An 11,119-nucleotide genomic window follows, 5' to 3' on the forward strand; every position below is an offset into this window, starting at 1 on the left:
CTCCTTAGAACTTAGGCAACGCCTTGAAGTCAAAACCCTCCACCTTAAGCCCATCCAGGTAGCGGACCAAAGCGTCCAGGTCCTCCTCGGAAAGCTGTGGGAAGCCCGGCATCTTCACCCCTGGCTTCAGGGCGGCGGGGTCCTTGATCCAGGCCTTCAGATGCTCCGGGGTGTAGTCCACGATCCCCGCCGCCAGGCTCACCCGGTTTCCGGTGAAGCCCAGCTCCGGCCCGATGACCGCAGGGGGCATCTGGCCTTGAACCCCGTGGCAGGCCATGCAGTTTTGCTGGAATACCTCCTGTCCCCGGGCGTCAGCCACGGGAGGCGTGTGGCTCTTGGCTGCAGCCACGAAGCGGTCAAACTCCTCCTTGGGCAGGACGATGGCCCGGAAGAGCATGCGGGAATGGCTGGGACCGCAAAGCTCGGCGCAGAAACCGTAGTAGTTCCCCGGCTTTTCCGGTGTAAAGGAAAGAAGGGTCTTTTGTCCCGGAATGGCGTCCCGCTTGCCCGCCAGCCCCGGCACCCAGAAGGAGTGGATCACATCCTTGGAGGTGATCTCCAGCACCACCGGCACGCCCGCAGGCAGGATGAGCTCGTTGGAGTTGCGGAAGCCCAGCTCGGGGTAGTTGAAGTCCCACCAGAACTGGTAGCCGGTCACCTCCACCTTTAGGGCTCCCGCGGGAAGCTGGTTCACCTGAATCAGGCTCCGGGCGGTCAGGCCAAAGAGAACGAAAATGATAAGGATGGGGATCACCGTCCAGACCACTTCCAGCCGATCATTGCCATGAACCTGGGGCGGCTCCCCCCCCTGCCCCGGCTTGGCCCGGAACTTCCAGGTGACATAGGCCAAGGCACCAGCCACCACCCCAAAGATAAGGACGGAGAAGACCAAGACCCAGAGGAGGAGGAAGTTGGTCTCCCGGTTGAAGGGGGAGACGGGGTGGGTAATGGCCACCCGGTGGGCCTCCTGGGCCAGGGCCAGACCTAAAAGACTGAGCGCCGCTACAACTCTTCTCATCCGCTTCCCTCCCTAAAGCACCCGATCCACCGCCATGGCCACGAACAATAGGGCCAGGTAGAGCATGGAGTATTTATACAGCGAAACCGCCGTCCTCCGCTCGGGCTGGCGGTAGAGGGCAAGGCTCTTAAGGATAAGCAAAGCATTAAGGGTAAGGCTAAAGAAGAGGTACACAAGGCCGAGTTCCCCTAGAAGGAGGGGCATGAGGGAGATCAAGGCGGTAAGCACCGCATATAGGGCGATCTGCATCACCGTAACCCGTTCCCCCAGCACCACGGGCAGCATGGGTACGCCCACGGCCCGGTAGTCGTCCTGGATCATGAGGGCTAGGGCCCAGAAGTGCACCGGGGTCCAGAAGAAGATGAGGGCGAAGAGGTACCAGGCGAAAAGACTTAGGTCCCCGGTAACCGCCGCCCAGCCCACCAAGGGGGGGAAGGCCCCCGCCGCCCCGCCGATGACGATGTTGTGCCAGGTGCGGCGCTTCAGGTAAAGGGTGTAGACCAGCACGTACCAGATAAGGCCCATGAGGGCTAAGGTGGCGGAAAGGAGGTTTGCCCCCCAAAAGAGCAGGAGGAAGGCCAGAAGGGCGAGGCCAAGGGCGAAGAGAAGGGCATCTCGGCTGGAAATGCGCTGGGTCACGGTGGGGCGCTTGGCGGTGCGGCGCATGCGGGCGTCGATGTCCCGGTCCACCACCATGTTGATGGCGTTGGCCGCCCCTGCCATCATGTAGCCACCCAGGGCCACCACCAGGAAGAGGCCTGTGCCGGGCCAGCCCTTGGCAGCGATGAGCATGGCCACAAGGGTAGTGAAGAGGAGGAGGCTGATCACCCGGGGTTTGGTAAGGGCCAGGTAGTCCCTCCAGGTGGCTCCCCCAGTACCCTGGTGCACCTGCCCCGCCTCTAGGCCCTCCCCCAGTTCCACCCGCTTAGCCCCCCTGGCCAAGGCTGCCGCCAAAAGCAGGAGGAAAAGTAGCCACACGGCATAGGCCAAAAGAAGGTGCAGGATCTGCATCCAGACCGGGGCCTTGAGCCAGACATTCACCAAACCGGCCAAAAGTTGCACCCCATAGAGGTAGGCAAGGGCGTGGGCAAAGCGGCGGGTGTGGGCAGACGGCCTGAGATGCGCCACAAGGTAACCAGCAAAGACCACGTAAAGCCCCACGCTTACGGCGATGAGGGGGTGGAGCACCCTGAGGCGCACCAGGAAGTGCTCCCCAGGGGTTAAGGAGCGCTCCAGGGCCTCGAGGGTATTCCGCACGGGGAAAAGAAGGTCGCCCAAGGCGGTCACCGCCCCGCTCATCCCCAGGAAGAGCAAGGCGAGAAGCCCCAGGAGCAAGGCCACCCCCACCGCCCCCTGCCCCCTAAGGCGCAAAGGGGCACCCCCAGAGGCCCACCAGGCGGTGAGGACCAAGGAAGCCAGGAGGAAGTAGGTGTTGGCCAGGTGCACCATCTGCACCACGGCCCTGGCGGCGCTCACGTTATCGGCTGTCCAACCAAAAAGGACCAAAGAGGCGCCCACCAGGCTCTCGGTGAGCATGAAGAAAAGGGAAAACCCGGCCCCCAGCCGCACGGGATGGCCCTTGGGGAAAAGGCGGAAGGCCAAAAGGGCCAGAAGGGCCACGGAAAGAAAGGCCAGCCCCGAGGTGGCCCGGTGGGTGAACTCGATGAGGGTCTCCACCTGGGGGGTTCTGGGGATGATCTCCCCGTTGCAGGTGGGCCAGTGGGAGCCGCACCCCGCCCCCGACCCCGTGGCTCGCACGTAAGCCCCCCAGAGGGCCACCAGGATGTTCCACCCCAAGACTCCCCAGGCGTAACGGCTAAACCAAGCTTGGCTCATAGGGCACCCGTCCCCCAGACGGTAACATTTACCATTCTGCCAGAAGACCTTGCCCAGGGGTGAAGTACATTTGTCCCTTCCATTACCCGCCACCTAGGAGCCTAATACCCCCCGGCCCTACTTGACAAGGGGGCCGAGCGGAAGGCCCAGCCCCCAAGGGGTAAAGTCTACCCCACCTTTGGCCCTGCCCGGCGTATGGCCTCCTCTACCCCGTCCGCATACTTTTGGAAGTTTTCCTGGAACAAGGCCGCTAGCCTCCTGGCCTGCCGATCGTAGGCCTCCTTGTCCTCCCAGGTCTCCCGCGGGTCCAAAAGCTCCTTGGGTACCCCGGGCACCTCCAGGGGCACCTGGAAACCGAAGACGGGATCCTGGCGGTAGGGAACCCCCTCGAGGGCCCCGCTTAGGGCCGCCTGCAAGAGGGCGCGGGTAAGGGGGAGGGGGAAACGCCGGCCCACCCCGTAAGGCCCCCCAGTCCATCCGGTATTCACCAGGTATACCCTGGGACCATGCTTCTTGATCTTCTCCCCCAGCATCCTGGCGTAAACCCCGGGATGGAGGGGCAAAAAGGGCGCCCCAAAACAGGCGGAGAAGGTGGCCTTGGGCTCGGTGACTCCCCTCTCCGTTCCCGCCACCCGGGCGGTGTAGCCGGAGAGGAAGTAGTACATGGCCTCCTCAGGGGAGAGGCGAGCGATGGGGGGCAGGACCCCGTAGGCGTCGGCGGAGAGGAAGAAGATGGCCCTGGGGTGCCCAGCCAGGCCGGACTCCACCACGTTCTCCAGATGGGCCAGGGGGTAAGAGGCCCGGGTGTTCTCGGTCTTGGTGTCGTCATCCCACTCCACCCGGCGGCTTTCCGGGTTCACCACCACGTTCTCCAGGATGGCCTCAAACTGATTGGAGGCTTTATAGATGAGGGGTTCGTGCTCCGGGGAGAGGCGGATGACCTTGGCGTAGCATCCCCCTTCAAAGTTGAAGACGCCTTCCTCGCTCCAGCCGTGCTCGTCGTCGCCGATCAAAGGCCTCGCTGGGTCGGTGGAAAGGGTGGTCTTGCCCGTCCCGGAAAGACCGAAGAAGATGGCCACATCCCCTTCCTTCCCCACGTTGGCCGAGGCGTGCATGGGGAAAACTCCCCGTTTGGGCATGAGGTAGTTCATCACGGTGAAGATGCTCTTCTTGATCTCCCCCGCGTACTTGGTACCCACGATCAGGACGATTTTCCTCTGGAAGCTGATGCCCACGAACACCTCGCTACGGGTTCCATCCCGCTCGGGGTCGGCCAGGAAGTAAGGGGCATGGATCACCGTGAAGCCGGGGACGAAGGGCTCCACCTCGTCGTCCTCGGGGAAACGGCGCGGGAGGATGAACATGTTGCGGGCAAATAGGGCGTGCCAGGAGCTTTCCGTCACCACCCGTACCGCCAGGCGGTAGCGCCTGTCGGCTCCGGCGTAAAGGTCCTGGACGTACAGGTCCCGCTCAGAGAGGTAGGCGGCCACCCTTTCCAGAAGGGCCTGGAAGGCCTCCGGGGCGAAGGGCTGGTTCACCTCGCCCCACCAGACCTCCTCCTCCACCCCCGGCTCCCGCACCACGAACTTGTCCCGGGGGCTTCTCCCGGTGTAGGGGGTGGTGTCCACCACCAAGGATCCCTTGTGGGCCAGAATCCCCTCCCCCCGGGCCAGGGTATGCTCCACCAGGATGGGAGAAACCGTGTTCCAGAAAACCTGTTTCCTCGGTCTGATGCCCAAAGGCTCCAGTCGGTCCATAGAGACCTCCTTATGCCTAGGGCATCATACACTTATTTCCACGCTTCCAAGGTTAGGGGCCATACCCGGGGCGCCCCAGAAGGGCGAAGGTCAGGCGCTTGCCCAGCTCCACCCCAGGCTGATCGAAGGCGTTCACCCCCCAAAGCTCCCCCAGGAAGGCGGTCTGCCACATGAGGTGCTGCAAGAGCCAGCCCACGGCGTAGGGGGAAACCTCCGAGAGGTAGAGGGTATAGACCCTCTGCCCCCCCTCGGCCAGGGCCTGGTAGGTGGCCTCGGCCTCGGCCTTGAGAAGCTGGAATAGGCCCTTGCCGAAGAGGTAACCCGCCTCCTCGAGGCCTTCCACCTGGGGCAGGATGAGGTCCTCCGTGGCCCTTTCCGGCACCACCAGAACGATGAGCTTATCCAAGGGGCCTTCCCGGAAGAGCTGCACCTGGGCGTGCTGGTCCTGGGGACCCAGGGCGGGCACGGCGGTGGTGCCCACCCGGTTTCCCTCCCCGTCCCGCTTGCCCAAGGACTCGTCGTGGAGCTGGACAAACCAGGCGGGAAGGTATTCCAGCCTCTTTGAGTACACCATAAAGACCGTGACGGGCAGGTGGCGGTGGAGGTGCTGGAGGAGAGCGGTTTTCAGGGGTAGGTTTTCCTCCAAGGGGGCTAGGGCCAGCTCGTTGGCCTTCCTGGCCCCCATGAGGAGGGCTTCCAGGTCCACCCCGGCGAAGGCCAAGGGAAGGAGCCCCACCGGGGAGAGCACGGAGTAGCGCCCCCCCACGTTTTCGGGAATGGGAAAGGCCTCAAGGCCTTCCTTTTCCGCTAAAGCCCTTAGCGCCCCCCGCGTGGGATCGGTGGTGAGAACCAGGTGCCGCCGCCAGTCCTCCCCCAGGTTCTCCCGAAGCCAGTTCAGGAAAACCAGCAGAGCGGCCAGGGTTTCCGCGGTGGCCCCCGACTTGGAAACCGCGTTCACCAGAGTCTTCCGGGGGTCTAGGCCCCGAAGGAGCCGAAGCACGGGCTCGGGCTCCACATGGTCCACGTAGTGGAAGCGCACGCCGCTTTCGTTGAAGGCGTTTTCCAAGGCCTTAGGCCCCAAGGCGCTTCCCCCGATGCCCAGGAGGACAAAGTCCTCCACCCAAGGGTTGGCCTCGCGGTAGCGGCGAATCAGCCTTAGGGTTTCCGTGTCCTCGGGAAGGTCCATCCAGCCCAGCATGCTCTGGGGGTCCTTCCGCTTGGCCAAAAGGGCCTCCCGGGCCCCCAGCAGGATGGGGGCGTGTTCCGAAAGGGCATCCGGGAAGTGGGGAAGGAAGCGGGTATCCAGGCGCAGCATACCCCCATGCTACCCGGATGTAGGCTAAAGGCATGGGCTATGTGCCCCCACCCACGCCCCAGCACGGCCTCGAGGAGGGCCCTGTCCTCCTCAAGGATGGGCGTACCGCCTTCCTGAGGCGGGCGGGACCCAAGGACCTTCCCCTTTTCGTGGAGTTCCTGAGGCGGCTATCCCCCGAGTCCTTGCGCATGCGCTTCTTCTCCCCCATCTCCCCGGAGAAGGCGTCGGAGCTTCTCCTTTCCGCCAAACCCGAGGAGGAAAAGGTGGTCCTCATGGTCCTGGCGGGGGATCCCCCCAGGATGGTGGCCACCGGGGAGTACGTGCGCCTCAAAGGGGAGGACACCGCCGAGGTGGCCTTTCTGGTGGACGACGCCTTCCAGGGCAAGGGCCTGGGCACCCTCCTTCTGGAGCGCCTGGCCTTAATCGCCGCCAAGCGGGGGGTAAGGCGGTTTCAGGCCTTCGTCCTGGCGGAGAACCAGAAGATGCTCAACGTCTTCATGGAAAGCGGCTTCCAGGTGCGGGCCCACCGGGATAGCGGCGAAGTGGAGGTGGAGTTTGAGATCCTCCTGGAGGAGAGGGCGGCGGAGCGGTTTGAGTGGCGGGAAAAGGTCTCCACCCTTGCGAGCCTCCACCCCTTCTTCTTTCCCCGAGGCGTGGCGGTGGTGGGGGCGAGCCGCGACCCGGAGGGCATCGGCTACCGGGTGTTGGAAAACCTCATCTTCGGCCGCTTCCAAGGCCCCGTCTACCCGGTGAACGAGGCCATCGGCAAGGAAGGGAGCACGGTGGGCCCCCTTCTCGCCTACCCCAGGGTGGAGAGTATCCCAGGGCCCGTGGACCTGGCGGTGATCGCCGTGCCCAAGGAACGGGTCCTCGAGGCCCTCGAGGCCTCAGGAAGACGGGGGGTGCGAGCCAGCGTGGTCCTCACCACCGGCTTCCAGGACCAAGAGGCCAGGGAGCTGGCCGACAAGGCCAGGCGCCTGGGGATGCGCCTTCTGGGCCCGGGTTCCCTGGGCCTGGTCCACACCCATCCCGATGCCCGTCTGGCAGCGGGCTTGACCCCCCTTCCCAAGCCGGGGCCCTTGGCCATCTCCAGCCAGTCCGGCACCCTGGGCCGGGCGGTGATGGCCTACGCGGAGGGCATGGGACTGGGCATCTCCTCCTTCGTCTCCTTAGGGGCCAAGGCGGACATCTCCTCCAACGACCTCCTGCAGTTCTGGGATGAGGACGAAAGAACCCGGGTGATCCTCCTCTACCTGGAAAGCTTCGGCAACCCCAGGCGCTTCTCCCGCTTAGCCCGGAGGATCGGCAAGAAAAAACCCATCCTGGCGGTGCACCCCTCCCGGGACCCTTTGGTGCGGGCCCTCTTCGCCCAGGCTGGGGTGATCCGGGCCAACAGCCTGGAGGAAGCCTTTGACGTGGCCGCCCTTCTGGCCCTGGGGCGTCTTCCGGAAAACAACCGGGTGCGCCTTATCTCCAACGCCTCCGGTCCCTCTAACCTGGCCCTCGAGGCCCTAAGGGAAGGAGGCCTTTTCGTGGAGCACCTGGACCTGGGCTCCACCGCCAAGGCGGTGGAGTTCGCCCGCGCCCTGGAGGAAGCCTTGCAAAGCGAGGTGGGAAGCGTGTTTCTCCTCTTCGTTCCCATGGGGTTTGCCAGCGAGGAGGAGTTCCTGGCCCTTTTGGAGAGGGCAGAAGGAAACAAGTTGCTCCTGGCCTGCGTGATGGGCTCCCCTGGGGTGCGGGCAAGGGTTATGGGCCAGGTGGCCCTCTACCGCTTTCCCGAATCGGCGGCCATCGCCTTGAGCCGGGCCTGGGCCTACAAGGCCTGGCGGGATGAACCCCTCCACTTCCCCGACCTCCCCGACCTGCGCCTGGAGGAGGCAAGGAAGCTTCTAGAAGGGAAAAAGACCCTGAGCCAGGAGGAGGGGGCCGCCCTCTTGGGGTGCTTCGGCCTGCCTTTGGGGAAGGGGGAAGGGCTTTCCCTACGGCTCACCGCCAAACCCCACCCCCTTTTCGGCCCTGTCCTCACCCTGCTCCTGCCCACTCCCTTGGGGGACCAGGTGCTGGGGGAAAGGCTTTCTCCCCTCACCCAGAAGGATGCCCAAGAGCTGGTTAGGCCCCTTGAGGGGCACCTAGACCCGGCCCCTTACCAAGAGATCCTCCTCAGGCTTTCCCGGCTTCTGGAGGAGCTGCCCCAGGTGGAAGAGATCTCCCTGGAGCTTTCCGGACCCCGGATCGCCCGCTTCGAGGTGCGCCTCCAGGGAAACCCCCCACCGAGGAACCGCCATGCGCATCCAAAGCCCCACTAACCCCAAGGTGAAGGCCCTATCCGCCCTGAAGGAACGAAAGGAGCGGGAAAGGACTGGCCTTTTCCTGGTGGAAGGCCGGCGGGAGGTGGAAAGGGCCTTAAGGACTGGCCTCCACCTGGAAACCCTCCTCCTCGGCCCCAAGGCCACCCCGGAGGACCGGGCCCTGGCGGGCCAGGGGCCCATCCTGGAACTTTCCCAAGAGGCGATGGAGCGGGTTTCCGTAAGGGAAAACCCGTCTCCCGTCATCGGGGTCTTCCGCCTGCCCCAAAAAACCCTAAAGGAGGCCCGGCTCCCGCAAAACCCCCTGGTCCTGGTCCTTTTGGGCCTGGAAAAACCCGGAAACCTTGGGGCCATCCTGCGCTCGGCGGATGGGGCGGGGGTGGACCTGGTCCTGGTGGCGGAAGGCGTGGATCTCTATGGCCCCCAGGTGATCCGAAACTCCACGGGGGTGGTCTTCTCCTTGCCCGTCTTCCCCGTGGCTGAGGAGGAAGCCTCCCGCTTCCTGGAGGAAAAGGGGCTTTTCCTGGTAGCCGCCACCCCCATAGGGGAAAAGGTCTACTGGGAAGAGGACTACCGAAGAGGGGTGGCCTTCCTCCTGGGGACCGAGGACGAGGGCCTTCCCAAGGCCTGGCTGGACCGGGCGGGGGTTCGGGTGCGCATCCCCATGCGGGGGCAGGCGGATAGCCTCAACGTCTCCGTGAGCGCCGCCCTCCTCCTCTACGAGGCCCTGCGCCAAAGGGGAGGAGGATGAGGTTCCCCCTTACCCCCTTGCTGGCCCTGGGTGGTGCGGGGCCACCAGACCCTCACCTTATAAAACCCCCCTCAACCCCCTTGACAAGAACACGCGGGGCCAAGATAATAACCCTTGGTTTGACACTCTCGCCCTTTGAGCGTCAAAGGAGGGAGTGAATATGGCTGCGGAGGTGAAGACGGTGATCAAGCCCCTAGGCGACAGGGTTGTGGTGAAACGGATTGAGGAGGAGCCCAAGACCAAGGGCGGCATCGTGCTCCCCGACACCGCCAAGGAGAAGCCCCAGAAGGGCAAGGTGATCGCGGTGGGCTCGGGCCGCATCTTGGACAACGGGCAGAAGGTGCCCCTCGAGGTCAAGGAGGGGGACATCGTGGTCTTCGCCAAGTACGGCGGCACCGAGATCGAGATCGACGGCGAGGAGTACGTGATCCTCTCCGAGCGCGACCTTTTGGCGGTTCTGCAGTAAGGGAGGTGAGCCATGGCGAAGATCCTGGTGTTTGACGAGGCAGCCCGCCGGGCCTTGGAGCGCGGCGTGAACGCGGTAGCCGATGCGGTGAAGGTAACCTTGGGCCCCCGGGGCCGGAACGTGGTCCTGGAGAAGAAGTTCGGCTCCCCCACCATCACCAAGGACGGGGTGACGGTGGCCAAGGAGATCGAGCTGGAGAACCACCTGGAGAACATCGGGGCCCAGCTCCTCAAGGAGGTGGCCTCCAAGACCAACGACGTGGCCGGTGACGGTACCACCACCGCCACCGTCTTGGCCCAGGCCATCGTGCGGGAAGGTCTGAAGAACGTGGCCGCCGGCGCCAACCCCCTGGCCCTCAAGCGGGGCATCGAGAGGGCGGTGGAGGCGGCGGTGGAGAAGATCCGCTCCCTGGCCATCCCCGTGGAGGACCGCAAGGCCATCGAGGAGGTGGCCACCATCTCCGCCAACGATCCCGATGTCGGCAAGCTGATCGCCGACGCCATGGAGAAGGTGGGGAAGGAGGGGATCATCACCGTCGAGGAGTCCAAGAGCCTGGAGACCGAGCTGAAGTTCGTGGAGGGGTACCAGTTTGACAAGGGGTACATCTCCCCCTACTTCGTCACCAACCCCGAGGCCATGGAGGCGGTCCTGGAGGACGCCTTCATCCTCATCGTGGAGAAGAAGGTCTCCAACGTGCGCGAACTCCTCCCCATCCTGGAGCAGGTGGCCCAGACCGGCAAGCCCCTCCTCCTGATCGCCGAGGACGTGGAGGGCGAGGCCCTGGCCACCCTGGTGGTCAACAAGCTCCGGGGCACCTTGAACGTGGCGGCGGTGAAGGCTCCCGGCTTCGGTGACCGCCGTAAGGAGATGCTCAAGGACATCGCCGCCGTCACCGGTGGTACCGTCATCTCCGAGGAGCTCGGCTTCAAGCTGGAGAACGCCACCCTCTCCATGCTGGGTCGGGCCGAGCGGGTGAAGATCACCAAGGACGAGACCACCATCGTGGGCGGCAAGGGCAAGAAGGAGGACATCGAGGCCCGCATCAACGGCATCAAGAAGGAGCTGGAGACCACGGACAGCGAGTACGCCAAGGAGAAGCTCCAGGAGCGCCTGGCCAAGCTGGCGGGGGGCGTGGCGGTGATCCGGGTAGGGGCCGCCACCGAAACCGAGCTGAAGGAGAAGAAGCACCGCTTTGAGGACGCCCTGAACGCCACCCGGGCCGCGGTGGAGGAGGGCATCGTCCCGGGCGGTGGCGTGGCGCTTCTTCGGGCCATCAGCGCCGTGGACGAGCTTATCCAGAAGCTGGAGGGGGACGAGGCCACCGGGGCTAAGATCGTGCGCCGGGCCCTGGAGGAGCCCGCCCGTCAGATCGCCGAGAACGCCGGCTACGAGGGCTCCGTGGTGGTCCAGAGGATCCTCTCCGAGACCAAGAACCCCCGCCTGGGCTTCAACGCGGCCACCGGGGAGTACGTGGACATGGTGGAGGCGGGCATCGTGGACCCCGCCAAGGTGACCCGCTCCGCCCTGCAGAACGCTGCCTCCATCGGCTCCCTCATCCTCACCACCGAGGCCGTGGTGGCGGAGAAGCCCGAGAAGAAGGAGTCCACCCCCGCTCCCGCGGGCGGCGGGGACATGGACTTCTAAGGCCACCCCGGGTTAGGGCAAAAGAG

General features: G+C 64.7%; 8 protein-coding genes. 4 read left to right on the top strand and 4 right to left on the bottom strand.

Annotated elements, in window-relative coordinates; all coding sequences use genetic code 11:
• Positions 1-4 precede the first annotated feature (4 nt).
• The 4 genes from coxB to pgi form a co-directional block, all read right to left on the bottom strand.
• Positions 5-1,018, bottom strand: coding sequence for a cytochrome c oxidase subunit II (gene coxB, locus L0C59_RS00280; RefSeq protein WP_243089162.1), 1,014 nt, complete (start codon positions 1,016-1,018; stop codon positions 5-7).
• 12 nt (positions 1,019-1,030) lie between these two features.
• Positions 1,031-2,854 carry a heme o synthase gene (locus L0C59_RS00285; protein WP_243089163.1) on the bottom strand — a complete coding sequence of 608 codons (1,824 nt, stop codon included), beginning with the start codon at positions 2,852-2,854 and terminating at the stop codon, positions 1,031-1,033.
• A gap of 167 nt (positions 2,855-3,021) precedes the next feature.
• Entirely contained in the window at positions 3,022-4,611 is a 1,590-nt protein-coding gene (pckA, locus tag L0C59_RS00290) for a phosphoenolpyruvate carboxykinase (ATP) (protein ID WP_243089164.1), read from the bottom strand.
• A gap of 52 nt (positions 4,612-4,663) precedes the next feature.
• Positions 4,664-5,926: a glucose-6-phosphate isomerase gene (gene pgi, locus L0C59_RS00295; protein ID WP_243089165.1), complete on the bottom strand. Its 1,263-nt coding sequence runs from the start codon at positions 5,924-5,926 to the stop codon at positions 4,664-4,666.
• 32 nt (positions 5,927-5,958) lie between these two features.
• On the opposite strand from pgi, the gene L0C59_RS00300 reads away from it, so the two are divergent.
• From L0C59_RS00300 to groL, 4 genes are all read left to right on the top strand, one after another.
• Positions 5,959-8,232 (top strand): GNAT family N-acetyltransferase, encoded by a 2,274-nt coding sequence (locus L0C59_RS00300; protein WP_243089166.1) that lies wholly within the window; start codon positions 5,959-5,961, stop codon positions 8,230-8,232.
• A complete protein-coding gene (locus tag L0C59_RS00305; protein WP_243089167.1) occupies positions 8,210-8,983 on the top strand; it encodes a TrmH family RNA methyltransferase in 774 nt (257 codons plus the stop codon). The genes L0C59_RS00300 and L0C59_RS00305 overlap by 23 nt, the downstream gene beginning before the upstream one ends.
• 160 nt (positions 8,984-9,143) lie before the next feature.
• Entirely contained in the window at positions 9,144-9,449 is a 306-nt protein-coding gene (gene groES, locus L0C59_RS00310) for a co-chaperone GroES (protein WP_015716023.1), read from the top strand.
• A 12-nt stretch (positions 9,450-9,461) separates the two neighbouring features.
• Complete coding sequence (gene groL, locus L0C59_RS00315) at positions 9,462-11,093, top strand: chaperonin GroEL (RefSeq protein WP_243089168.1); 1,632 nt, start codon at positions 9,462-9,464, stop codon at positions 11,091-11,093.
• Positions 11,094-11,119: the final 26 nt, after the last annotated feature.

Origin of the sequence: Thermus neutrinimicus (assembly GCF_022760955.1) — a bacterium.
GTDB lineage: Bacteria > Deinococcota > Deinococci > Deinococcales > Thermaceae > Thermus > Thermus neutrinimicus.

Coding starts and splice junctions, on each gene's coding strand:
- L0C59_RS00300 (WP_243089166.1), top strand. CDS start 5,959: ATGGGCTATGTGCCCCCACCCACGCCCCAGCACGGCCTCGAGGAGGGC.
- groL (WP_243089168.1), top strand. CDS start 9,462: ATGGCGAAGATCCTGGTGTTTGACGAGGCAGCCCGCCGGGCCTTGGAG.
- L0C59_RS00285 (WP_243089163.1), bottom strand. CDS start 2,854: ATGAGCCAAGCTTGGTTTAGCCGTTACGCCTGGGGAGTCTTGGGGTGG.
- pckA (WP_243089164.1), bottom strand. CDS start 4,611: ATGGACCGACTGGAGCCTTTGGGCATCAGACCGAGGAAACAGGTTTTC.
- L0C59_RS00305 (WP_243089167.1), top strand. CDS start 8,210: ATGCGCATCCAAAGCCCCACTAACCCCAAGGTGAAGGCCCTATCCGCC.
- coxB (WP_243089162.1), bottom strand. CDS start 1,018: ATGAGAAGAGTTGTAGCGGCGCTCAGTCTTTTAGGTCTGGCCCTGGCC.
- pgi (WP_243089165.1), bottom strand. CDS start 5,926: ATGCTGCGCCTGGATACCCGCTTCCTTCCCCACTTCCCGGATGCCCTT.
- groES (WP_015716023.1), top strand. CDS start 9,144: ATGGCTGCGGAGGTGAAGACGGTGATCAAGCCCCTAGGCGACAGGGTT.